21 protein-coding genes are annotated in these 22816 nt (G+C 70.1%); 17 read left to right on the top strand and 4 right to left on the bottom strand.

Features of this window, described 5'->3' with window-relative positions:
- Window positions 1–8 precede the first annotated feature (8 nt).
- Complete coding sequence (locus Mth01_RS04955) at window positions 9–704, top strand: copper homeostasis protein CutC (protein ID WP_204011971.1); 696 nt, start codon at window positions 9–11, stop codon at window positions 702–704.
- 44 nt (window positions 705–748) lie between these two features.
- On the opposite strand, the gene Mth01_RS04950 is transcribed toward Mth01_RS04955, so the two are convergent.
- The gene (locus Mth01_RS04950) at window positions 749–1927 is read right to left on the bottom strand and encodes a DUF6986 family protein (protein ID WP_204011969.1); all 1179 of its coding nucleotides are present in this window, start codon (window positions 1925–1927) and stop codon (window positions 749–751) included.
- Between the two features lie 33 nt (window positions 1928–1960).
- On the bottom strand, window positions 1961–3295 hold the full coding sequence (locus Mth01_RS04945; protein WP_239089373.1) for an FAD-dependent oxidoreductase: 1335 nt from the start codon (window positions 3293–3295) through the stop codon (window positions 1961–1963).
- A 257-nt stretch (window positions 3296–3552) separates the two neighbouring features.
- On the opposite strand from Mth01_RS04945, the gene Mth01_RS04940 reads away from it, so the two are divergent.
- Entirely contained in the window at window positions 3553–4089 is a 537-nt protein-coding gene (locus Mth01_RS04940) for a hypothetical protein (RefSeq protein WP_239089366.1), read from the top strand.
- A gap of 396 nt (window positions 4090–4485) precedes the next feature.
- Window positions 4486–6240, top strand: a complete 1755-nt coding sequence (locus Mth01_RS04935) for a proline--tRNA ligase (RefSeq protein WP_204011967.1) — start codon at window positions 4486–4488, stop codon at window positions 6238–6240.
- Between the two features lie 200 nt (window positions 6241–6440).
- Here Mth01_RS04935 and Mth01_RS04930 read toward each other — a convergent pair whose 3' ends face one another.
- Both Mth01_RS04930 and Mth01_RS04925 read right to left on the bottom strand, forming a co-directional pair.
- Window positions 6441–6980: a ferritin-like domain-containing protein gene (locus tag Mth01_RS04930; RefSeq protein WP_239089365.1), complete on the bottom strand. Its 540-nt coding sequence runs from the start codon at window positions 6978–6980 to the stop codon at window positions 6441–6443.
- Window positions 6973–7464: a hypothetical protein gene (locus Mth01_RS04925; protein WP_204011965.1), complete on the bottom strand. Its 492-nt coding sequence runs from the start codon at window positions 7462–7464 to the stop codon at window positions 6973–6975. The genes Mth01_RS04930 and Mth01_RS04925 overlap by 8 nt, the downstream gene beginning before the upstream one ends.
- Before the next feature lie 290 nt (window positions 7465–7754).
- Between Mth01_RS04925 and rimP the strand changes: the two genes are divergently transcribed.
- The 14 genes from rimP to Mth01_RS04855 all read left to right on the top strand — a co-directional run.
- A complete protein-coding gene (rimP, locus tag Mth01_RS04920) occupies window positions 7755–8279 on the top strand; it encodes a ribosome maturation factor RimP (protein WP_204011963.1) in 525 nt (174 codons plus the stop codon).
- 23 nt (window positions 8280–8302) lie between these two features.
- Window positions 8303–9292, top strand: coding sequence for a transcription termination factor NusA (nusA, locus tag Mth01_RS04915; RefSeq protein ID WP_204011961.1), 990 nt, complete (start codon window positions 8303–8305; stop codon window positions 9290–9292).
- Window positions 9276–9569, top strand: coding sequence for a YlxR family protein (locus tag Mth01_RS04910; protein ID WP_204011958.1), 294 nt, complete (start codon window positions 9276–9278; stop codon window positions 9567–9569). Before nusA ends, Mth01_RS04910 begins: the two co-directional genes overlap by 17 nt.
- Before the next feature lie 191 nt (window positions 9570–9760).
- A complete protein-coding gene (infB, locus tag Mth01_RS04905; protein ID WP_204011955.1) occupies window positions 9761–12865 on the top strand; it encodes a translation initiation factor IF-2 in 3105 nt (1034 codons plus the stop codon).
- A gap of 72 nt (window positions 12866–12937) precedes the next feature.
- Window positions 12938–13237, top strand: a complete 300-nt coding sequence (locus Mth01_RS04900; RefSeq protein WP_204011953.1) for a DUF503 domain-containing protein — start codon at window positions 12938–12940, stop codon at window positions 13235–13237.
- 50 nt (window positions 13238–13287) lie between these two features.
- A complete protein-coding gene (gene rbfA / locus Mth01_RS04895; protein WP_204011952.1) occupies window positions 13288–13776 on the top strand; it encodes a 30S ribosome-binding factor RbfA in 489 nt (162 codons plus the stop codon).
- Window positions 13773–14807, top strand: a complete 1035-nt coding sequence (locus Mth01_RS04890; protein ID WP_204011951.1) for a DHH family phosphoesterase — start codon at window positions 13773–13775, stop codon at window positions 14805–14807. The genes rbfA and Mth01_RS04890 overlap by 4 nt, the downstream gene beginning before the upstream one ends.
- Before the next feature lie 19 nt (window positions 14808–14826).
- Window positions 14827–15738 (top strand): tRNA pseudouridine(55) synthase TruB, encoded by a 912-nt coding sequence (gene truB, locus Mth01_RS04885; protein ID WP_204011950.1) that lies wholly within the window; start codon window positions 14827–14829, stop codon window positions 15736–15738.
- Window positions 15739–15831: 93 nt separating this feature from the next.
- On the top strand, window positions 15832–16776 hold the full coding sequence (locus Mth01_RS04880) for a bifunctional riboflavin kinase/FAD synthetase (protein ID WP_204011949.1): 945 nt from the start codon (window positions 15832–15834) through the stop codon (window positions 16774–16776).
- A gap of 228 nt (window positions 16777–17004) precedes the next feature.
- Entirely contained in the window at window positions 17005–17274 is a 270-nt protein-coding gene (rpsO, locus tag Mth01_RS04875) for a 30S ribosomal protein S15 (RefSeq protein ID WP_204011947.1), read from the top strand.
- Between the two features lie 370 nt (window positions 17275–17644).
- A complete protein-coding gene (locus Mth01_RS04870; RefSeq protein ID WP_204011943.1) occupies window positions 17645–19954 on the top strand; it encodes a polyribonucleotide nucleotidyltransferase in 2310 nt (769 codons plus the stop codon).
- Window positions 19951–21261: a M16 family metallopeptidase gene (locus Mth01_RS04865; RefSeq protein ID WP_204011941.1), complete on the top strand. Its 1311-nt coding sequence runs from the start codon at window positions 19951–19953 to the stop codon at window positions 21259–21261. Before Mth01_RS04870 ends, Mth01_RS04865 begins: the two co-directional genes overlap by 4 nt.
- Window positions 21262–21405: 144 nt before the next feature.
- Complete coding sequence (gene dapB / locus Mth01_RS04860) at window positions 21406–22143, top strand: 4-hydroxy-tetrahydrodipicolinate reductase (RefSeq protein ID WP_204011940.1); 738 nt, start codon at window positions 21406–21408, stop codon at window positions 22141–22143.
- A gap of 369 nt (window positions 22144–22512) precedes the next feature.
- Window positions 22513–22816 (top strand): hypothetical protein (locus Mth01_RS04855; protein WP_204011927.1); only part of this gene is annotated, 304 nt, incomplete at its 3' end.

Below are 22816 nucleotides of genomic sequence, written 5' to 3'. Positions count from 1 at the left end.
TTCGAACTATGACCAAGCTCCTTGAAGTGATCGCGCTGGACGTGCGCGACGCCGTCGCCGCCGAGGCGGGTGGCGCGGACCGCCTGGAGATCGTGTCGGATATGAGCTCCGGCGGGCTCACCCCCTCGGCGGAGACCGTCGCGGCCATCGCGAAGGAGTGCAGGCTGCCGCAGATGGTCATGCTGCGGTCGAGCGCCGGCTTCGCCGCGACCCCGCAGGAACTGGACCGGCTGCGCCGGAACGTCAAGGAACTGGCGCAGGCGGGCGCGGGCGGTTTCGTCTTCGGGTTCCTGACGGCGGACGGTTCGGTGGACCTGGCGGCGACCGAGGCGCTGATCCACGCGGTGGCCCCGCTTCCGTGGACCTTCCACCGGGCGGTGGACCACGCCGCCGACGTGCGGGCGGCCTGGCGTGCCGTACGGCTGCTGCCGAACCTCGCCACCGTGCTCACGGCGGGCTCGGCACAGGGTGTCGGCACCGGCCTGGGCGTGTTGCGCGCCCGCGCCGAGGCCGGGGACGGGCCGCTGGTGCTGGCCGGGGGAGGCCTCAGGAAGGAGCACGTGCCCGTGCTGCTCGACTACGGCGTCCAGGCCTTCCACGTCGGCGGTGCCGTACGGGACCCCGGTTCATCTCCGGATCGGTGGAGCGGTCCCGTCGACGCCGCGCGCGTGCGTGATTGGCGCCGCCTCGTCGATCATGAGTGACGTCGATCAGGAGTGACGAGGCGGCGCGGCCACCGGAACGCCGCTCAGCCGAGGGCTCGATCGGCCCGGGCCAGCGCGGCGACGAGGGTCTTCACCGTGGCGGGTTCGTCCAGGACGCCGCCCGCCGCCCGGGTGCGCTCCTCCCAGGCGTGTACCCGCTCGACGTAGTCCTCGTAGCGGGCGAGGTGGAACGCGTAGACGGTGGCGAAGCGGCTGATGAGATGGGACGGATGCATGTCCCAGCCCTGATGGAAGCCGTGGGACAGCGAATGCCTGACGAGCGCGGCGTGCCTGCGCAGTAGCGCCCGCACGTCGGCGGCCGAGTCCGAGGCCGGTGCGGCGGCGAGCGAGCCGTCGCAGAGTTCCACGCCGGACCCGGCCAGCGCCGTCTGCATCACGTGACGGGCGTGGTCGCACGCGGGATGGTCGAGGCGCTGTTCGTGCGGCGGCAACCCGAGGGAGGCGGTGTAGTCGAACACCCCGAAGTGCGCGGCGGCCAGCCGCCCGCCGAGGGAGGGCACCAGGTCGGCCGACCGCTGCAGCAGCAGCACCGTCTGCGGGGCCTCCACCTGCATCTCGAACCGCAGCGTGCCGGGTTCGAGCGGCAACGACGCCTCCAGTGCCTCCAGGCATCGGGCGAACTGCCCGAGGTAGGCCTCCATGAGCACCTTCGGGAAGGTGACCGTGAACCCCGGCGGCAACTCGCCGGCCCGCCTGATCACCGTGGTGAGGAAGCCGTCAAGCGTACGGATCGACCGGTGCGGATCACCGTCGGCGAACGACTTGACCCGTAGACCCCACCGCCGGGGCAGCGTGCCCGCCTCGCGCATCGCGGCCACGGCCGCCGCCGCGCTCTCGGCGTGCCCGTCCTCCTCCTCCGGCGGGCGCTGCCCGTATCCGTCCTCGAAGTCGATCCGCAGGTCCTCGATCGGCTCGACCGACAGCTTCCGGCGGACTCGATCATGTACGGGCTGCGCCAGGTCGGGATCGCATTCGAACAGCGCGGCCAGGTCGGCCGGAGTGAACAGGTGCCGGTGCAGGAGGTCGGTCGCCGCGTGCCGCCACTCGGACACGGTGGCCGCCGTCACCTTGTCGGCGGGGACATAGACGGTATGCACCGGTTGCCAGGCGGGTTCCCGTACGGGAAACCGCTCGGTCTGCTCCCGGTGCGTCTCCGCGAACCCGGTCAGCGGTCCGTCCAATCCTGTCAGGGTCGTCTCCATGTCGATCTCATATCGATCTCGTTTCGATCATGGTCAGGACGGGGACTGCGGCGCGGGCTGGGCGATGCGACCGCAGGCCGCCAGCATGGCGGCCCGGCCGACGAGCTTGACCCGGGCGCCGCGATCGAGGGCCGCGGCGAGGCCGGCCTCGGCGGCCTCGATGGTGAGCCAGTCCTGATACGTCACCGGGACGACGCCACGGGCGTCCAGGACGTCGTCGAGCCGCAGGCGCGCCGTACCGGGAACGGTCTCGGCGAGCAGACCGCGCACGGTCTCGGCGGCGTCGGACTTGTTGGTCCCGATGACGCCGGTCGGGCCGCGCTTCAGCCATCCCGCGACGTACTGGCGGTCTGAGACCTTCCCGGCGATGTTGGGCACGGTCATCGAGGCCGTGTCGAAGGGCACCCCGGCGAGCGCCACGCTCTGGTATCCGACCGACCGCACGACCATCCCGGCCGGGATCGTCTCGAACTCGCCGGTGCCGACCACCCGGCCGCCCTCCAGGCGGGTCCGCTCCAGGCGGACGCCCTCGACCCGCGAACCGCCCAGGATCTCCACCGGGCGCAGCCAGAAGCGCAGGTCCAGCCGCCGCTGCCGTCCGGCGGGCACCCGCTCCGACCACGACCGCAGCACGTCCACGTTCCCTCTGACCTGCCGCGAGAGCGAGGCGAGGTCCTCGGGCTCGACCTTGACCTCACCGGGCAGCGTCAGCACGTCCGCGCTCGGCAGCTCGCCGAGTTCCCGCAGTTCCTTCAGGGTGAACTTGGCGTGCTCGGGGCCGCGGCGGCCGATCATGTGAATCCGCCGGACGCGCGAGGCCGCCAGCCGGGCGAGCACGTCCTCCGGCACGTCGGTGCTGCGCAGCTCGTCGGCCGTCTTCGCCATGATGCGCACGACGTCCACCGCGACGTTGCCCACCCCGATGACGACGACATCCTCCGTGTCGAGGGAGAACGTCTCCGGGGGGACGTCGGGATGCCCGCAGTACCAGTTGACGAAGTCGGTGGCGGCGACGCTGCCCGGCAGATCCTCGCCCGGGATCCCCAGATGGCGGTCGATCATCGCCCCGGTACAGTAGACGACCGCGTCGTAGCACGCCATCAGATCGTCGACCGAGACGTCCGAGCCCAGCTCGATCCCGCCGAGGAAGCGCACCCCCGGTGTCTCCAGGACCCGCCGTAGGTAGTCCGCGATCGACTTGATGGAGGTGTGGTCGGGCGCGACGCCGTACCTGACGAGTCCGTACGGTGTGGGCAGCCGCTCCAGGACGTCCACCTCGACCGGCTCGGGGCACTGCTTGATCAGGGCTTCTGCCGTGTAGATCCCGGCGGGACCCGACCCGACGATCGCGACGCGCAGTGCCACCATAGCCTCCATATACCGGGCGTCCTACGAGTGATTCTTCATCATCGGGCCGCCGCCCTGCCAGGGCAACGCGGCGCTCGGTCAGTGGGACCAGTTCATGCCTGTGGGCCATGGGGCTGGGGAGTGCTTCAAACGTGGTGTCCGTCGCGAGCGTGGGTCGCCATCTGGGCCGGGCGTGGCGGGAATGACTTTTGAAAACACGATCTAAAGGAGGGGGAAACCCGGGGACGCGGTGGCGCGGCGGTGGGACCCTCCCAGACATGAGGGGACCGCACGGGGCACGGGATGACGGCATGGCACCGGCCCGGCACTGCGAGGCCGATCACCGATGTCGGGGTGAGGGGGCGCGGGACGGCGTCCGTCTGCCCGACGCCCGGCGATACGAGGCGCTCGGCCGGGTGCTGGCCGCGCTGGCAGGCGAGGCGGAGGTGCGGGAGGCCTGCCGCGATCTCACCTGGCGGCGGGGCGCCGATCATTGCTGGCATGTCGAGTGGCGCGACGGGCCGCACGCGGCCGAGGTCGCCGCGCTGCTCGTCGACCGGATCCGCGGGCCGGAGGCCGCGGTCCCCCTCGCCGGACTGAGCGGGCCGGCCACGGCTTCGACGGCGTCGCTGGACGTCACCGGCGCGAGCTTCGTGCTGCTGGCCGTCGACCCGGTGGGCATGGACCGCCTGCGCGCTCGCCCGGGCCGGTGGCGGTTGTCCGCGACGCTCGCCGGAGTCACGGCGGACCGGGCCGGGGGAGAGGCGCGACGCGCCGGTTCCCGGCGGTGCTGGGAGGAACTGCTCGGCGGTTGATCGTACGGCTACCGCGCCGTGACCCTCGGGGGGAGAGGCTTTACCATTCCGGGCGTCCATCGGGCCAGTTATTTGACATCCGTATTACACTACCAGTAGTCCGTGCACGCCGCCGCGGGCCTGCTGGCCGTGCTGCTGGCCACGGACGTGCTCGGCGGCGTGGCCGCGGCCGCCGTCTGCGCGTTCGCCGCCACCGCCTGACTCTGACTGACTCTGACTGACTGGGCCGGTGGCCGGCGGGCGAAGCCAGGAGAGCGGCCGGCGGACGACGGGAAGCAGCGTCCCGTCCCGGAAGTCGATAACCTTGGGTCACATCATCTTCACTTCGGCTCTCACGCCGTCTCCGGGAAGATCGAGGAGATATCGCGCGAGACCTCTCACGAGCAAGGAGTAGCCGTGCTGCTGCGTATGTCGACCCTGTTCCTGCGCACGCTGCGTGAGGATCCGGCGGACGCGGAAGTGCCGAGCCACAAGCTGCTCGTCCGCGCCGGATACGTCCGCCGGGTCGCGCCCGGCATCTACTCCTGGCTCCCGCTCGGCAAGATCGTACTGGAGAACGTCGCCCGGGTCGTGCGCGAGGAGATGGACCGGATGGGCGCCCAGGAGGTGCTCTTCCCCGCGCTGCTGCCCCGCGACTACTACGAGACCACCGGCCGCTGGACCGAGTACGGCGACACGCTGTTCCGCCTGAAGGATCGCAAGGGCGCCGACTATCTGCTGGGGCCGACGCACGAGGAGATGTTCACCGACATGGTCAAGGGGGAGTACTCCTCCTACAAGGACTACCCGGTGACCCTCTACCAGATCCAGACGAAGTATCGCGACGAGGCCCGCCCCCGGGCCGGCATCCTCCGCGGCCGCGAGTTCGTCATGAAGGACTCCTACTCCTTCGATCTGGACGACGACGGGCTGAAGCGTTCCTACGAGATGCACCGGGACGCCTACATCCGGATCTTCGACAGGCTCGGCATCGACTACCGGATCTGCTTCGCGATGTCCGGCGCGATGGGCGGCTCGGCCTCCGAGGAGTTCCTCGCGCCCTGCCCGACGGGGGAGGACGCGTTCGTGTCCTGTCACGACTGTGGCTACGCCGCCAACGCCGAGGCCGTCGTCACCCCCGCGCCGCCCGCCGTCACCGGGGGGCAACCGCCGCTCCAGATCCTGGACACGCCCGACACGCCGACCATCGAGTCGCTGGTCGCCCACGTCAACGAGCACTTCGGTCTCGGGATCACCGCGGCGGACACGCTGAAGAACATCGTGGTGAAGGTCCGTACGCCCGGTTCCGACGAGATCAAGCCGCTGGTCATCGGCGTCCCCGGTGACCGTGAGGTGGACTTCAAGCGCCTGGAGGCGGCGCTGGCGCCCGGTGTCCCGGAGATCTTCGAGGCGGAGGACTTCGCACGCCATCCCGGCCTGGTGCGCGGCTACATCGGGCCGCAGGTGCTCAAGGCGCTCGGCATCACCTACCTGGTGGACCCGCGCGTGGTCACCGGCTCCGCCTGGGTGACGGGTGCGAACCTGCCCGGCAAGCACGCCGCCCACGTGGTGGCGGGCCGGGACTTCCAGCCCGACGGCACGATCGAGGCCGCGGAGGTTCGCGCCGGGGACGCCTGCCCCCGCTGCGGTCATCACCTGTCGATCGACCGTGGCATCGAGATCGGCCACATCTTCCAGCTCGGCCGCAAGTATGCCGACGCCGCCGAACTCGACGCCCTCGGGCCCGATGGCAAGCCGATCCGGATCACGATGGGTTCGTACGGCGTCGGCGTCTCCCGGGCCGTGGCCGTGCTCGCCGAGCAGTGCCACGACGAGCTGGGCCTGGTGTGGCCCCGCGAGGTGGCCCCGGCCGATGTCCACATCGTCGGGACCGGCAAGGAGAACCAGGTCGAGGTCGCCATCGGGCTCGCCGAGGAACTGGAGTCGCGCGGCCTGCGGGTTGTGGTCGACGACCGTCCCGGAGTCTCGCCCGGCGTCAAGTTCAAGGACGCCGAGCTGCTCGGCATGCCGACCATCCTGATCGTGGGCCGTGGGCTCGGCCAGGGAGTCGTGGAGCTGCGCGACCGGGTGAGCGGGACGAAGGAGGAGATCCCGGTCGACGAGGCCGTCGACCGAATCCTGACCGCCTGCCGCCCCACTCCGCACGCATAATCCCCCAACCCACCCCAAACCCCCCCGGCGTGATCTTGCGAATACTCGCAGTAATCCCCGTTGACCTGCCCGGTTTCCCTTCGTGATCTTGCAGAGACTCGGGGGCGCCCTGTGCGAGTTTCTGAAAGATCATAAAAGCGTTTTCACAGGTAGAAGGCGCGTGTGCGAGTATTCGCAAGATCACGGGATGGGGGGTGTGGCTAGCCGATCGGCTTCGGCTGCGACGGGGACGAGGGTGGTGTGGGGCCGACTGGCGAGGGGCCGGATTCGGCCCGGCCGGGCATTCCGGGGAAGGCGCTGATCGACGGCTGCCAGCCGTACGCCCGGGTGGCGCATTCCTGGGCGGCCAGTGCGGCGAGTCGGCGCAGCGACGGGTCGCGATCGGCCGCGAGCTCCAGGTAGGCGGTGATCAGGCGGCCCTCCACCAGTACGGCCAGGCGAACCGCGTCGGCCGAGGTCCGTACCTCGAAGGGCAGGTGATAGGCGGGCCCCGGCTCCGTCGGCGACCCGCCGCGCTGAGCGATCATCGAGCGGAGCTGATCGCGTCGTGCCCGATGGGCGTCGAACCCGCCCGTGGCCCGCGCGCGTAGCCCGTCGGCGACCTTCCCGCCGATCACCCCGTAGGCGTACACGGCGGCGTGCTCGGCTGCCAGCGCCCTGGCGAGAGCGTCGCCGCCGGCCGCGGGGACGGCGGCGGCCGGCTCCGTGGCAGCCGGTTGCGCGATGGCCGGGTCAGTCACGCAGTCTCCCCAGCGCGACGGCGTGGACGGCCTCGCACGCCCCGATGCTCGCCAGCAGTTGCGCGAGCGCGGGGGACGCCTTGGCCAGCTGACCGGGTCGCCCGGCCGCCGCACGGCGTTCGGCGTCGCGGAGTCTGCCGACGGTCACAGACGGGCCCTCCGACGGCGAGGGTGAGCCCGAAGGAGAGGGAGACGGGGCGGCGCCTGCGCGGCCTTCGGCGCCAGGTGGCAGCATTTCGCGCAGAGCGGCCAGATGGGCGACATGCCGTTGCCGGAACGGTTCTAGCGCGGCGGCCGTCTTGACCGAGCCGAGAGCGGCCCGCTGATAGAGCGAGACCAGCCGCTCCTTGTCGCGGATCAGCGTGCTCAGCAACACCGCCTGAGGGTCCGGCGGTTTCGGCGCGGGGGGCTCGGGAGAGCGGGACGAGCAGCCGGTGGCGGTGAGTCCGGCAGCCGTCGCGCCCAGCAGCGCGCGCCTGGTCACGCGTGCTCCGCCGCTCCGTTCCACGACCAACGTCCTCCCGCCGGCTCCCGTCGAGCTCTTCCCGCCTTCTCCGCCGTCGGGCCGGCGTCCCCTCCAGGACCGCGCCGTCAGGGCGAATCTTGTCGGCCGGGGCACTAGCATCGTACGGCGCGCTGCCCAGTGGTCACCGCTTCGTGATGATGGTCGGGCTCGTGTCGGCTCGCCGCTCGGGTATGGCGCCATTTCCGCCCTGCGGTGTCGATAGGCTGTTGGCACATCGGGCGAGGTACACCAGTGAATGGGAGGTCGGCATGGGCAGTGACCCGCGACGCGGCCGTCTGGTGGAGCTGCTCGGCCCGGTGGTCGCCGAGAAGGGGCTCGACCTGGAGGACGTGAAGATCGTCCCGGCGGGCAGACGGCGGCTCGTACGCGTGATCGTGGACCGCGACGGCGGCGTCACGCTGGACGATGTGGCCGAGGTGAGCCAGTCGGTCTCCAAGCGGCTGGACGAGTCGGACGTTCTGGGCACGGGTCCGTACGTGCTGGAGGTCAGCTCCCCCGGTGTGGACAGGCCGCTGACCGAGCCGCGCCACTGGCGCCGGGCGCGTGGCCGTCTGGTGAAGGCCGAGATGCGGGACGGCACGACCGTGGAAGGGCGCGTGACCGGGACGGGCGAGTCCGGTGTGGAACTGGACGGGACACGCCGCATCGCGTTCGACGAGTTGGTCCGGGGCCGGGTGCAGGTGGAGTTCAACCGGCCGGCCGAGTTCGACGACGCCTTCGGCGGTGACTTCGACGGCGCCCATGATGTCGACGACACTGACGACGAGGGCTAGGGGGGAGCCTTGTGGACATTGACATGAGCGTCCTGCGCAGCCTGGAGCGGGAGAAGGACATCTCCTTCGACCTGGTCGTCAAGGCGATCGAGGACGCGCTGCTGATCGCGTACTTCCGGACCGAGGGCGCCGCGCCGAAGGCGCGCGCCGAGCTCGACCGCGTCTCCGGCCATGTGACCATCTGGGCCGCCGAGCTCGACGAGAACGGCGAGGTGGCCAGGGAGTACGACGACACCCCGGGCAACTTCAGCCGGATCGCCGCCACGACGGCCAAGCAGGTGATCCTCCAGCAGCTTCGCGACGCCGAAGACGAGATCAATTTCGGGGAGTTCGCAAGCCGTGAGGGCGAGCTGGTCGCCGGGATCATCCAGCAGGGCAAGGATCCGAGGGTCGTGCTGGTCGACCTCGGCAAGATCGAGGCGATCCTGCCGCACAACGAGCAGGTCCCCGGCGAGGAGTACCTGCACGGCGAGCGCATCCGCTGCTATGTGGTCCAGGTCAAGAAGGGACCGAAGGGCCCGTCGGTGACCCTGTCGCGTACGCACCCGAACCTGGTGAAGAAGCTCTTCGCGCTGGAGGTGCCCGAGATCGCCGACGGCACCGTGGAGATCGCCGCCATCGCCCGCGAGGCCGGTCACCGCACCAAGATCGCGGTCAGGTCGCGCAGGTCGGGTGTGAACGCCAAGGGCGCCTGTATCGGCCCCATGGGGTCCCGAGTGCGGAACGTCATGACCGAGCTGCACGGCGAGAAGATCGACATCATCGACTGGTCGGAGGAACCGGCGGACTTCGTCGGGAATGCCCTGTCGCCCGCGCGCGTTTCCCGAGTCGAGGTAATCGATCCGGACGGCCGGATGGCCCGGGTGACCGTACCCGACTACCAGTTGTCGCTGGCGATCGGCAAGGAGGGGCAGAACGCCCGTCTCGCCGCGCGGCTGACCGGATGGCGGATCGACATCCGTCCTGACGTCCAAGAGGCACCGGCTGATCCCGCTGATGCGTCGGCACGGTAAGCTGGAATATGGTTGCCGGGCAACCCCGTTAAGAACGTGCGTGGGTTGCCGGGTTCGCACGGTAAAGTCCGAGTTGCTCCGCCTGGTGGTGGTCGAGGGTGTCGTCATCCCGGATCCGGGAGGGCGGCTCCCGGGGCGTGGTGCGTCACTGCATCCGTCCCTGCGCTGTCTGGAGCTCGCCGAGCGCCGTCGGGCGTTCTCTCGTGCGTTTCGCGCACAGGGAGTGTTTGACGTGAGTGTTCTGCGGGCTCACCTGGAGGGGCTTGACGCCGGATAGCACCGGGTGAATGGTTACCGTTCGGCTCCGGACGTCCGGGGCCGGGCATGAAGAAATCGTCAAGTAGGACGCCGAGTTGATGGGCGGAGTCAGATTGCTATGAGCGCCTGATGAGCACGCGGCGATGAGTACGTTCAGTTAGCGACGGTCCGGCGGCACTGCGAGCCTCCCGGACCGAGTTAGGGAGTGCAGTGGCGAAGGTCCGGGTGTACGAGCTCGCCAAGGAGTTCGGAGTCGAGAGCAAGGTCGTCATGGCCAAGCTCACCGAGATGGGCGAGTTCGTGAGGTCGGCGTCCTCCACGATCGAGGCGCCGGTCGTCCGCAAGCTAACAGAGGCGTTCGGCAAGGGTGACGCCTCCAAGGGCGGCGGCAAGCCGTCCTCCCGTCCGGCGCAGCCGAAGCCTGCGCCGAGGCCGGCAGAGAGCCCGGCCGGTGACGGTGCCGCGCAGGCGCCGTCCCCCCTCCAGTCGACAGGTGCGGCCCAGCCCGCGGGAACGGCGGCGAAGCCGATCCCGAAGCCGGGGCCGCGTCCGGCCCCGCGGCCGGTTCCGATGCCTCATCCGACGCCGCCGGTCCCACAGCCTGAGGCCGCGCGTCCTGACGCCGCACGCCCGCGGGCACCGCGTCCGGACGTCCCGCGTCCCGAGGCGCCCCGCCCCGAGGCGCCGCGTCCCGCGGCGGCTTCCGGTCCTCGCCCGGGTTCCGCCGCGCCCAAGCCCGGCCCCCGGCCTGGCCCGCGACCGGTGCCGGGTGCGCCGGCCGGCGCCGGCGCGCCGGGAGGCGGCGCCCCGCGCCCCGGTGCGCCCAAGCCCGGCCCCCGCGGCCCGCGGCCCGGTAACAACCCCTTCTCCTCGAACGCCAGCGGCATGGGGCAGCGTCCCGCGCGGCCGGGCGGTCGTGACGGCGGAGAACGGGGAGATCGTCCTGGTGGAGACCGCGGTCCGCGCGAGCCTCGTCGCGACGCAGGCGGCGCCATTCCGCGTCCGCCCGCCGGTCGCTCCGGCGCTCCGGGCGCGGGTGGTCCTCGTCCGGGCCCCGGCGGTCCGCGGCCGGGTCCCGGTATGGGTGGTCCGCGTCCCGGTCCGGGCGCCGGGGGTCCGCGTCCGGGTGGCCCGCGTCCCAATCCGATGATGATGCCGCAGGGGCGTCCGGCCGGACCGGGCGGCGGTGGCCGTCCCGGTGGCGGTGGCCGTCCCGCTCCCGGTGGCGGTGGCCGTCCCGGTGGCGGTGGCCGTCCGGGCGGCGGGTTCGGCGGTCCCCGGCCGGGTGCCGGCGCGGGCCGTCCCGGTGGCGCCGGCGGTGGACCGGGCGCCGGTGGCGGCGGGTTCGCCGGCCGTCCCGGCGGCGGTGGCCGTGGCCGCGGCGGTGGCACGGCGGGCGCGTTCGGGCGTCCGGGCGGTCGTCCGACCCGTGGTCGCAAGTCGAAGCGTCAGCGGCGTCAAGAGTTCGACAACATGCAGGCGCCGGCGATCGGCGGCGTGCAGGTTCCTCGTGGCGGCGGACAGACGATCCGGCTCCCGCGTGGCGCCTCCCTGTCCGACTTCGCCGACCGGATCGGCGCGAACCCCGCCTCGCTCGTGCAGATCATGCTGCACCTGGGCGAGATGGTGACCGCGACCCAGTCGGTCAACGAGGAGACCCTGCAGCTTCTCGGCGCCGAGTTGGACTACATCGTCCAGGTCGTCAGCCCGGAGGAGGAGGACCGGGAGCTGCTCGAGTCCTTCAAGATCGAGTTCGGTGAGGACGAGGGCGACGAGGCCGATCTCGCGCCGCGCCCGCCGGTCGTGACCGTCATGGGCCACGTCGACCACGGTAAGACCAAGACGCTCGACGCGATCCGGCACACCAACGTCGCCTCCCGCGAGGCCGGCGGCATCACCCAGCACATCGGCGCCTACCAGGTGTCGACCACGCACGAGGGCGAGCGGCGGAAGATCACCTTCATCGACACCCCGGGTCACGAGGCGTTCACCGCGATGCGTGCTCGCGGTGCGAAGGCCACCGACATCGCGGTGCTGGTGGTCGCGGCCGACGACGGTGTGAAGCCGCAGACGATCGAGGCGCTCAACCACGCCCAGGCGGCGGACGTCCCGGTCGTGGTCGCGGTCAACAAGATCGACAAGGAGGGCGCGGACCCCACCAAGGTCCGGGCGCAGCTCACCGAGTACGGCCTGGTGGCCGAGGAGTACGGTGGTTCCACGCTGTTCGTGGACATCTCCGCCAAGCAGGGCATCGGCATCGACAGCCTGCTCGAGGCCATCTTGCTGACCGCGGACGCCGAGCTCGACCTGCGGGCCAACCCGGACATGGACGCCCAGGGCCTGGCCATCGAGGCACACCTGGACAAGGGCCGCGGTCCCGTGGCCACCGTGCTCGTGCAGCGCGGCACGCTCCGGGTCGGCGACTCGATCGTGTGTGGCGAGGCCTTCGGCCGCGTCCGCGCGATGCTGGACGACAACGGTGAGCAGGTCGAGGAAGCCGACCCGTCGCGTCCGGTTCTGGTGCTCGGTCTGACCGCGGTCCCGCGGGCGGGCGACAACTTCATCGTCGTCTCCGACGACCGGATGGCCCGTCAGATCGCCCAGCAGCGGGCGGCACGTCAGCGCATCGCCGACATGGCGAAGTCCGGTCGCCGTCGCACCCTCGAGGAACTGTTCAAGGACCTCGAGAAGGGCCAGGTCAACGAGCTCAAGCTCATCATCAAGGGTGACGTCTCCGGTTCGGTGGAGGCCCTTGAGGACGCGCTGCTCAAGATCGACGTCGGCGAGGAGGTCAGCCTCCGCGTGCTGCACCGCGCCGTCGGCGCCATCACGGAGTACGACGTCAACCTGGCGATGGCCGACGACAACGCGGTCATCATCGGCTTCAACGTGCGTCCCGAGGTGCGGGCGCGCGACCTGGCCGAGCGCGAGGGCGTCGACATCCGGTACTACTCGGTCATCTACCAGGCGATCGAGGAGATCGAGGCGGCCCTCAAGGGCATGCTGAAGCCGGAGTTCGAGGAGGTCCGCACGGGCACCGCCGAGATCCGCGAGATCTTCAAGGTTCCGAAGATCGGCAACGTCGCCGGTTCGATGGTGCGCACGGGCACGATCACCCGCAACAGCAAGGCCCGGCTCATCCGCGACGGCGTCGTCGTGGCCGACAACCTCACCGTCTCGTCGCTGCGCCGGTTCAAGGACGACGCGACCGAGGTCCGCGAGGGCTTCGAGTGCGGTATCGGCGTCGGCTACAACGACCTCAAGCTCGAAGACGTCATCGAGACGTTCGAGATGCGGGAGAAGCCGCGCGTCTGACGTCCGTGCCGCCGCCCCCGTGCTCGCACGGGGGCGGCGGCCGAACGTCACCGCCGCGGTAAGACGACATCCATGTACATTGGGGCACTTACTCTGGACATCCTGCTCGGCGACGTGCGTTCGCTGAAGCAGAAGCGCTCCGTGGTCCGTCCGCTGATCGCCGAGTTGCAGCGGAGGTTCCCGAGCGTCGCGGTGGCCGAGACCGGTCACCTGGATCTGCACCGCCGCGCGGAGATCGGCATCGCGGTGGTTTCGGCGTCGGCCGCCAACTGCGACGAGGTGCTCGGCTCGTGTGAGCGTGTGGTCGCATTCCACCCCGAGATCGAACTGCTGTCCGTACGACAGCGGCTCTTCAACGACCACGAGGAATAAGGCGGCCGGGTCGGCGCGTCAGCCGTACGAGTGAATGAGGGAGCGTGAGCATGGACGTAGCGCGCGCCAGAAAACTGGCCGACCGCATCCAGCAGGTCGTCGCCGAGATGCTGGAGCGGCGGATCAAGGATCCGCGGCTCGGGTTCGTCACGGTGACCGACGCGAGGATCACCGCCGACCTGGGCGACGCGACGGTCTACTACACGGTCTTCGGCTCAGAGGCCGAGCGGGCCGCGACCGCCACCGCGCTGGAGAGCGCCAAGGGGATCATCAGGTCGGAGGTGGGACGCCAGACCGGGCTGCGGCACACCCCCACGCTCACGTTCGTCCACGACCCGCTGCCCGACAGCGCACGCCACATGGACGACCTGTTCGCGGCGGCGCGGGCCAGAGACGCGGAGATCGCCAGGCAGGCCGAGGGCGCCCAGTTCGCCGGAGACGCCGACCCCTACCGGTTCGAGGAGGATCAGGCCGGGGACGCCGTCGCTGTCGACGTCGACGTGGACAGCGAGGACGAACACCGGCGCCGGGCCAGGTGACGACGATCGACACCACTGTCGGGGAGGCGAGCTGGGATCGGGTGATCGAACTGGTCCGCGGTGCGGACAGCGTCGCGCTCGCATGTCATGTCTCCCCCGATGGAGACGCCCTCGGCTCCATGCTCGGCTTCGGCCTCGCGCTGGCCCGCACCGGGAAGAGGGTCGTCGCGTCGTTCGGTGACCGCTGCTTCACCGTACCCCGCCTGCTGCGGTTCCTGCCCGGCCAGGAGCTGCTGGTCGAGCCCGCGACCTACCCGGCGGAACCGGCCCTGATGATCACGTTCGACGCCTCCACGGTGGAGCGGCTCGGCCTGCTCGCCCCGAGCGCGGGCCGTGCGGGGGAGCTCGTCGTAATCGACCATCACGTGTCCAACACCCGGTTCGGGTCGCTGCATCTGATCGACCCCTCGGCCGCTGCCACGGCCGTCCTGACCGAGGAGCTCATCCACCGGCTGGCCCTGCCGGTGGGCAGGGACGTCGCGACCTGCCTGTACACGGGGCTGGTGACCGACACGGGCTCCTTCCGCTATTCGGCGACCACCCCGGCGGTCCATGCGATGGCGGGGCGGCTGATCACCGCCGGCCTGAGACCCGACGAGATCGCCAGGGAACTGTACGACCGCTCGCCGTTCGCCTACCTGCGGGTGCTGGGCGCCGCGCTCGGCAGGGTCACGCTGGAGCGGTCGGCCGCGGCGGGTCACGGTCTGGTGTGGACCTACGTCACCCGTGCCGACCGTGTGCTGGGCGGCCTGCCGTACGACGAGGTGGAGGGCGTGATCGACGTGGTCCGCCGGGTCGACGAGGCGGACGTCGCGGTAGTGCTCAAGGAGGACGACGAGGGGGTCTGGAACGTCTCGACCCGCTCCAAGGGCGCGGTCGACGTCGGCCGGGCCTGCGCCGAGTTGGGCGGCGGCGGCCACAGCCGCGCGGCCGGCTTCTCCTCCAGGCTCCCCCCGGAGGACACGATCGCCTCCCTGCGCCCGCGCCTCACTCCCTCCCCGGCTGATCTCCCAGAACCCCGCAACTCCTGATCTCGCATTGGACCTATCCATGAGTACGGCAAGGCCTCGCAGAACTCCGCCGCCGAGCGGGTTGATCGTGGTGGACAAGCCTGCTGGCTGGACCTCCCACGATGTCGTCGGCAAGATGCGCGGCATCGCCGGGACCCGCAAGGTCGGCCACGCCGGCACGCTCGACCCGATGGCCACCGGCGTGCTCGTCGTCGGCGTCGAGAAGGCCACCCGGCTCCTCGGGCACCTCGCGCTGACCGAGAAGGTCTACGAGGCCACGATCCGGCTCGGCGTGGTCACCAACACCGACGATGCCGAGGGGGAGATCACCGCGGTCACCCCCGCCGGGCACGTCACCGAGGCGGACGTGCGCACCGGCGTCGCCGCGCTCACCGGTGAGATCATGCAGGTCCCCCCGCAGGTGAGCGCCATCAAGATCAACGGTGAGCGGGCCTACAAGCGGGCCCGGGCCGGTGAGGAGGTCGAGATCGCCGCGCGGCCGGTCACGGTCCGCGCGTTCGAGGTGACCGCGATCCGCCGGGCCATCGGGGCCATCGGGGACGCCGTGGACGTCGACGCCACCGTTACCTGCTCAAGCGGGACCTACATCCGGGCACTGGCGCGAGACCTCGGGGCCGCCCTCGGTGTCGGCGGCCACCTCACCCGCCTCCGGCGCACCCGGGTCGGACCGTACGGCCTGGCCGCTGCCCGGACGATCGAAGATCTCGCCAGGGAATGCGTGATCATGCCGATCGCGGACGCGGTGACCGCGGCCTTCCCCCGCAGGGACGTCACCGCGCAGGATGCCCGGCTGGTGGCGCACGGCGGCCGGCTGCCCGCGGCCGGGCTGGGACCCGGCCCGGTCGGAGTCTTCGGCCCGGAAGGGGCGCTGCTGGCCCTCGTCGAGGAACGCGGCGGTACGGCCAGGCCCCTGGTGGTTTTCGCGCCCTGACATCAATGCACCCTCGGCGGCATGGCAGTCTTGTCTACTGCCGGTTTGCCGAGCCGTATCAGGAATCGAGCCGTATCAGGAATCGAGGTCGAAGTGCAGAGCTGGCACGGACTGGATGGCGTCCCCGAGAACTGGGGCAGGTCCGTCGTCACGATCGGCGTGTTCGACGGCGTACATCTCGGCCATCAGCGGATGGTGGCGCAGACGGTGGGCATGGCCCGTGATCTCGGCCTGCCATCGGTCGTCGTCACCTTCGACCCGCATCCGGATGAGGTCGTCCGGCCGGGCACCCAGCCGCTGCGGCTCACCACCCTGCACAGGCAGGCCGAACTGCTCGCGTCACTGGGCGTCGACGCGGTGTGCGTGCTGCCGTTCACGCTCGAGTTCTCACGGATGTCCCCCGACGAGTTCGTGCAGACGGCGCTGGTGGACCGGCTGCACGCGGCGGGGGTCGTGGTGGGGGAGAACTTCCGCTTCGGGCACAAGGCCTCCGGGGACCTGGACACGCTGCGGACGCTGGGGGAGAAGTACGACTTCGTGGCGGTGGGGGTGCCGCTGGTCAGTGACGGCGTCACCATCTCCTCGACCTTCATCCGCGAGCGGCTGGGCGTCGGGGACGTCGTCGGCGCGGCCGCCGCGCTGGGGCGCCCGCACCGAGTCGAGGGCGTGGTCGTCCGGGGCCATCAGCGGGGCCGGGCGCTGGGATTCCCGACGGCGAACATCGAGTCGCCGCCGCTCGCCGCGATCCCGGCGGAGGGCGTCTACGCAGGGTGGATGCAATGTGTCCAGGCGCACTCGCCGTACGAGGGGCAGCGCTGGCCGGCCGCCATCTCCATCGGGACGAACCCGACCTTCGACGGAGTGGAGCGCACGGTCGAGGCGTACGCGCTGGATCGGGACGACCTCGACCTCTACGGCGCGCATGTCGCGGTCGACTTCGCCGAGCGGCTCAGGGACACGTTGCGGTTCGACTCGATCGAGGCGCTGATCGAGCAGATGCACCAGGACGTCGCGCGCGCCCGTGAGGTCACGGCCTGACCGGCCTCCTCAATAACGGGCGCGGGCCATCTCGGAGTTGCGCGCGAGTCTGCGACTCGGTGGTAACCTTGCAAGTCAGCCATGTTCAGGTGGCGTCATGTCCGGCGGACGTGGCGGGCCACCGGGCCGGCCTCACGGCGACTGTAGGCACGCGCGGTCGTTCGCGGGTTGGGGAGTCGGAGACGACCTGAGCAATGTTGTGCGTGCCTCCCATCAGAAGGAGAAGAAGTGTCGCTTGACGCGGCCACCACCAAGGCCATCATCGGCGAGTACGCCACCGGCGAAGGAGACACCGGGTCTCCGGAGGTCCAGATCGCGCTGCTGAGCAAGCGCATCAGCGACCTGACGGAGCACCTGAAGGTCCACAAGCACGACCACCACAGCCGCCGGGGTCTGCTCCTGCTGGTCGGCCGCCGCCGCCGGTTGCTGAAGTACCTGCAGGCGAAGGACATCACTCGCTACCGGTCCCTCATCGAGCGTCTGGGTCTGCGCCGATAATGTGGAAAGGAGCGGCGATCCTTCGCCGCTCCTTTCTCATGGCGGGCCACAATGGGCCCGGAGGACGTCCGTCCCGCGTGAGAGGCCGGATTGAACGCCGCGCGCGGCGGAACAGATGGAACAACTGAACAGCCGAGGGGGCGGCGGGCCATCGGGCCTGCCCCACCCGAGAGACAAGCCCCGCGTCCGAACGCAAGCCGCACGCACGATCCCGCGGTGTGAGAGGGCCGGTCCTCGGTAGTGGCCTCCGGTCGGTACGGCACAGCCGTACGAGAGGAACCGGGCGCTTCGATCGAAGACCGGCGCTGCACCTGAACGGGGAGCCGGGCACGGAAGGACGCGGGAGACCGACCGAACTAGGAGGTCCCCCGTGGAGGGTGTCCACAACACGGAAGCCGTTATCGACAACGGCTCATTCGGCACGCGTACGATCCGGTTCGAGACCGGGCGCCTCGCCCGGCAGGCGGCCGGCAGCGCGGTCGCCTACCTGGACAACGAGACCATGGTCCTGTCCGCCACCACCGCGTCCAAGCATCCGAAGGAGAGCCTGGACTTCTTCCCGCTCACCGTCGACGTCGAGGAGCGGATGTACGCGGCGGGCCGGATTCCCGGCTCGTTCTTCCGGCGTGAGGGCCGGCCGTCGGAGGACGCGATCCTCACCTGCCGTCTGATCGACCGGCCGCTGCGCCCGTCCTTCGTCAAGGGTCTGCGCAACGAGATCCAGATCGTGGCGACGGTGATGGCGCTGCACCCGGATCATCTGTACGACGTCGTCGCGATCAACGCGGCGAGCATGTCGACCCAGCTCGCCGGGCTGCCGTTCTCCGGTCCGATCGGCGGCGTCCGCGTCGCGCTGATCCAGGGGCAGTGGGTGGCGTTCCCGACCCACGACGAACTGGGTGGCGCGACGTTCGACATGGTGGTCGCCGGGCGCGTGCTGCCGGACGGCGATGTCGCGATCATGATGGTTGAGGCGGAGTCCACCCGGGACACGCTCAAGCTGGTCGCCGATGGCGCCGTCGCGCCCACCGAGGAGGTCGTGGCCCAGGGGCTGGAGGCTTCCAAGCCGTTCATCAAGGTTCTCTGCGAGGCGCAGTCCAAGCTGGCCGAGGTCGCCGGCAAGGAGACCGCCGAGTACCCGATCTACCTGGACCACCAGGAGGACGCGCTCGAGGCCGTCACCGCCGCGGTGCGCAGTGAGCTCTCTTCGGCGCTGACCATCGCGGGCAAGCAGGAGCGGGAGTTCGAGATCGATCGGGTCAAGGCCCTCGCCGCCGAGAAGCTGCTGCCCGACTTCGAAGGGCGCGAGAAGGAACTGGCCGCTGCCTTCCGTTCGCTGACCAAGAGCCTCATGCGTGAGCGGGTGCTCAAGGAGGGGGTGCGGATCGACGGCCGCGGTCCCAAGGACATCCGGCTGCTCAGCGCCGAGGTCCACGTGGTGCCGAGGGTGCACGGCTCGGCCCTGTTCGAGCGTGGCGAGACCCAGATCCTCGGTGTCACCACGCTGAACATGCTGCGCATGGAGCAGATGATCGACACGCTCAATCCCGAGCGGACCAAGCGCTACATGCACAACTACAACTTCCCGCCGTACTCGACCGGTGAGGTCGGCCGGGTGGGCTCGCCGAAGCGGCGCGAGATCGGCCACGGCGCGCTGGCCGAGCGTGCGCTGCTGCCCGTGCTGCCGTCGCGCGAGGAGTTCCCGTACGCCATTCGGCAGGTGTCGGAGGCACTCGGGTCCAACGGCTCGACGTCGATGGGCTCGGTCTGCGCCTCCACCATGTCTCTGCTCGACGCCGGTGTGCCGCTCAAGGAGATGGTCGCCGGCATCGCGATGGGCCTCATCGGCGAGGGCGACCAGTACGTCACGCTCACCGACATCCTCGGCGCCGAGGACGCCATGGGCGACATGGACTTCAAGGTCGCGGGCACCAAGGACCTGATCACCGCGCTGCAGCTCGACACCAAGCTCGACGGCATCCCGGCCCACGTGCTCGGCGCCGCGCTGAAGCAGGCGAGAGGCGCCCGCCTGGCGATCCTGGACGTGATGCAGGAGGCCATCGACACTCCGGCGGAGATGAACCCGACCGCGCCGCGCATCATCACGATCAAGGTGCCGGTCGACAAGATCGGCGAGGTCATCGGTCCCAAGGGCAAGATGATCAACCAGATACAGGACGACACCGGCGCCGAGATCACGATCGAGGATGACGGCACGATCTACATCGGCGCCACCGACGGCCCGTCCGCCGAGGCCGCGCGGTCGCTGATCAACGGCATCGCCAACCCGCACATGCCGGAGGTCGGCGAGCGCTACCTGGGCACGGTCGTGAAGATCGCCGCCTTCGGCGCGTTCGTGTCGCTGCTGCCCGGCAAGGACGGCCTGCTGCACGTCTCCCAGATCCGCAAGCTGCACGGCGGCAAGCGGATCGAGAACGTCGAGGACGTCATGAACGTCGGTGAGAAGGTCCAGGTGGAGATCGCCGAGATCGACTCCCGCGGCAAGCTCTCCCTGGTCCCGGTCGAGGTGGTCGAGAAGGAGGCCGCGGAGAAGGCCTCCGCCGAAAGCGACGGGGAGGCCACCGGGGCCGACGGGGAGGCCGCCGCGCCCGAGGAGGAGCAGCGGACGCCGCGCCGCCGCAGCCGCACCCGAGCCGGACGGGACGACCGCAACTCGTGACGACCACAACTCTGTACCCCGGAAAGGACGGCGTGGGGGTCATCCGCCGCACCGTCCTTCCCGGCGGGCTCCGGGTGGTGACCGAGACCATACCGACCGTCCGCAGCGTCGCGGTCGGCATGTGGGTCGGCATCGGGTCACGCGACGAGGCGCCCGAGCACATGGGCGCCACGCACTTCCTCGAACACCTGCTGTTCAAGGGCACCCCCACGCGGGATGCCATGGAGATCTCCGCGTCCATCGAGGGCATCGGCGGTGAGATCAACGCCTTCACGGCCAAGGAGTACACCTGCTACTACGCCCGGGTGCTCGACGAGGATCTCCCACTCGCGATCGACGTGCTCGCCGACGTGGTCACCTCCTCACTGATCACCGCCGAGGACGTGGAGTCCGAACGCGGCGTGATCCTGGAGGAGATCGCCATGCACGACGACGACCCGTCCGACGTGGTGCACGAGCAGTTCTCCGCCGAACTGTACGGTGACACGCCGATCGGCCGGCCGATCCTCGGCAACGAGGACTCGATCAACGCACTCACCCGTGACCGCATCCGCGAGTACTACCAGCGTTACTACCTGCCGCCCCGGACCGTGGTGTCGGTCGCCGGCAACATGGACCACGAGCGGGTGGTCGAGCTGGTGGCGGCCGCTTACGAGCGTGCGGGCGCGCTGGACGGCGGAGCGCTGCCGTCGCCGCCGCGCATCGGGGGTCCCGGGGTGGAGCCGCGTTCGGGCATCCGCGTGATCGACCGCCCGACGGAGCAGGCCAATCTGGTGCTCGGCACCACGGGCCTCTCGCGTACCGACGATCGTAGGTTCGCCCTGGGCGTGCTCAACGCGGCCCTGGGCGGTGGGATGTCCTCGCGGCTGTTCCAGGAGATCAGGGAGAAGCGCGGCCTCGCCTACAGCGCGTACAGCTTCACCTCGCAGTACGCCGACACCGGGCAGTTCGGCATCTATGTGGGCTGCCTGCCGTCCAAGATCGAGGATGTGCTGAAGATCTGCCGGGACGAGGTGGCGAGGGTCGTGACCGAGGGCATCTCCGCAGAGGAGATCACCCGCGGTAAGGGCCAGATGCGCGGTGGGCTCGTGCTCGGGCTGGAGGACACCGGCTCGCGCATGTCCCGTATCGGCAAGAGTGAACTGGTGTACGAAGAGCTCATGTCGGTGGACGAGGTGCTCGCCCGGATCGAGGCCGTGACCGCGGAGGACATCGCCGACATCGCGCGTGACGTGCTCAACCGGCCGCTCACCCTCACCGTTATCGGACCGTACGCGGACAAGGACTTCAGTTTCGCGATCGCCTGAGCAGCGGTGACCACGGAGGCCGCGCGGGTTCACGTCGTGACCCGCGCGGCCGTTTCGTCTCCTGCGCGTTCCTCCCGCCGCTCTCACTCGGTCCGTCCGTGCCCTGGCGCCGTCTCGCCTGTCCGGGGCTATAGCCTTGGGCGCGTGACAAAGGTCGGTGTTCTGGGCGCCCGCGGGCGTGTTGGCGTGGAAGTCTGCAAGGCCGTGCATGCGGCCGATGATCTGGAGCTCGTGGCGGCCGTCGACAAGGACGACCCGCTGGAGTCGCTGGCGAAGGCCGAGGTGGTGGTGGACTTCACCCACCCCGACGTCGTGATGGGGAACATGCGGTGGTGCATCGACCGCGGCATCCATACGGTGGTGGGCACGACTGGCTTCGACGCGCGGCGGCTGGACCAGGTGCGCGGCTGGCTCGCCGCCAACCCCGGGACCAACTCGCTGATCGCCCCCAACTTCGGCATCGCTGCGGTACTGATGATGCACTTCGCCCGCCAGGCGGCGAAGTACTTCGAATCGGTCGAGATCGTCGAGCTGCACCACCCCAACAAGGCCGATGCCCCCTCGGGTACGGCTCGCCGCACGGCTGAGCTGGTGGCCGAGGCCCGCCGGGAGGCAGGTCTCGGCTCCAGTCCCGATGCCACCACTTCCCAGCTCGACGGTGCCCGCGGGGCCACCGTGGACGATGTGCACGTGCACGCCGTACGGCTCGCTGGGCTGATCGCTCACCAGGAGGTCATCCTCGGCGGCGAGGGGGAGATCCTCACCATCCGCCACGACACGATGAACCGCGCGTCCTTCACACCCGGCGTCCTGCTCGGCGTACGCCGAGTCGGCGGACTCGACGGTCTCACGGTGGGGCTGGAGCACCTTCTCGACCTGTAGCCTGTGCAGGCGCCTGCGGCGCGTGATCAACGAGCCGCCACCTCAGGAAGGGTGGTACCGCCGAACCTCGGTGAAGCCGGTCCCGATTGGGCGAACGTGGAGACTCGACTCCGGTCAATTCCATCGCGATCCGGTCGTCTTCGGCGATTCTGGCAGAGTCTGCGCAGTTCAGGCCGCCGATGGCGGTTCCGGGAGGGCTGGTTGGCCTTCCAGGTTCATAAACGTTGTCCATCGGGTTGAAGTCCATCCACAGAACCTTTTTCTGTGGTCCGAGGCCATCCGGGCATGCGGCATGGTTGTCGCGGGTCGCCACCCGGCGGCTCGCGAAACGACAACCCCCTGGAGAAAGGCATGGTTACCATGGCCGACATGGACTTCGAGGACCGCATCACCGGGCTCGAGATCGACGTGCAGTCGATCAAGATTCTGGTCGGCGCCGTCGACAACAAGGTCGAGCGTCTACGACTGGACCTGCAGCACGCGCAGGGCGCCAATGTGCGCATGTTCCAGGCGCTGCGCGACGACATGGTGGACTTCCGCGTGAGCGTGGACGCTCGCTTCGACAAGGTGGACGCTCGCTTCGGTGAGGTGGATGCCCAGTTCGCCGCGGTGAACGCCCGGTTCGATGGCGTCGACCGCCGCTTCGACAAGGTGGACGCCCGGTTCGAGGCGG

This window comes from Sphaerimonospora thailandensis (assembly GCF_016863115.1).
GTDB lineage: Bacteria > Actinomycetota > Actinomycetes > Streptosporangiales > Streptosporangiaceae > Sphaerimonospora > Sphaerimonospora cavernae.
The sequence above is the reverse complement of the archived record's forward strand: the minus strand, read 5'-3'. Positions and strand labels throughout refer to the sequence as shown.

Bases quoted from the DNA above. Each gene is read 5' to 3' on its own strand.
- Mth01_RS04940 (WP_239089366.1), top strand. From the start codon at position 3,553: ATGAGGGGACCGCACGGGGCACGGGATGACGGCATGGCACCGGCCCGG.
- rbfA (WP_204011952.1), top strand. From the start codon at position 13,288: ATGGACGTAGCGCGCGCCAGAAAACTGGCCGACCGCATCCAGCAGGTC.
- Mth01_RS04910 (WP_204011958.1), top strand. From the start codon at position 9,276: ATGCGTCGGCACGGTAAGCTGGAATATGGTTGCCGGGCAACCCCGTTA.
- Mth01_RS04950 (WP_204011969.1), bottom strand. From the start codon at position 1,927: ATGGAGACGACCCTGACAGGATTGGACGGACCGCTGACCGGGTTCGCG.
- Mth01_RS04945 (WP_239089373.1), bottom strand. From the start codon at position 3,295: ATGGTGGCACTGCGCGTCGCGATCGTCGGGTCGGGTCCCGCCGGGATC.
- Mth01_RS04955 (WP_204011971.1), top strand. From the start codon at position 9: ATGACCAAGCTCCTTGAAGTGATCGCGCTGGACGTGCGCGACGCCGTC.
- Mth01_RS04900 (WP_204011953.1), top strand. From the start codon at position 12,938: ATGTACATTGGGGCACTTACTCTGGACATCCTGCTCGGCGACGTGCGT.
- truB (WP_204011950.1), top strand. From the start codon at position 14,827: ATGAGTACGGCAAGGCCTCGCAGAACTCCGCCGCCGAGCGGGTTGATC.
- rimP (WP_204011963.1), top strand. From the start codon at position 7,755: ATGGGCAGTGACCCGCGACGCGGCCGTCTGGTGGAGCTGCTCGGCCCG.
- nusA (WP_204011961.1), top strand. From the start codon at position 8,303: ATGAGCGTCCTGCGCAGCCTGGAGCGGGAGAAGGACATCTCCTTCGAC.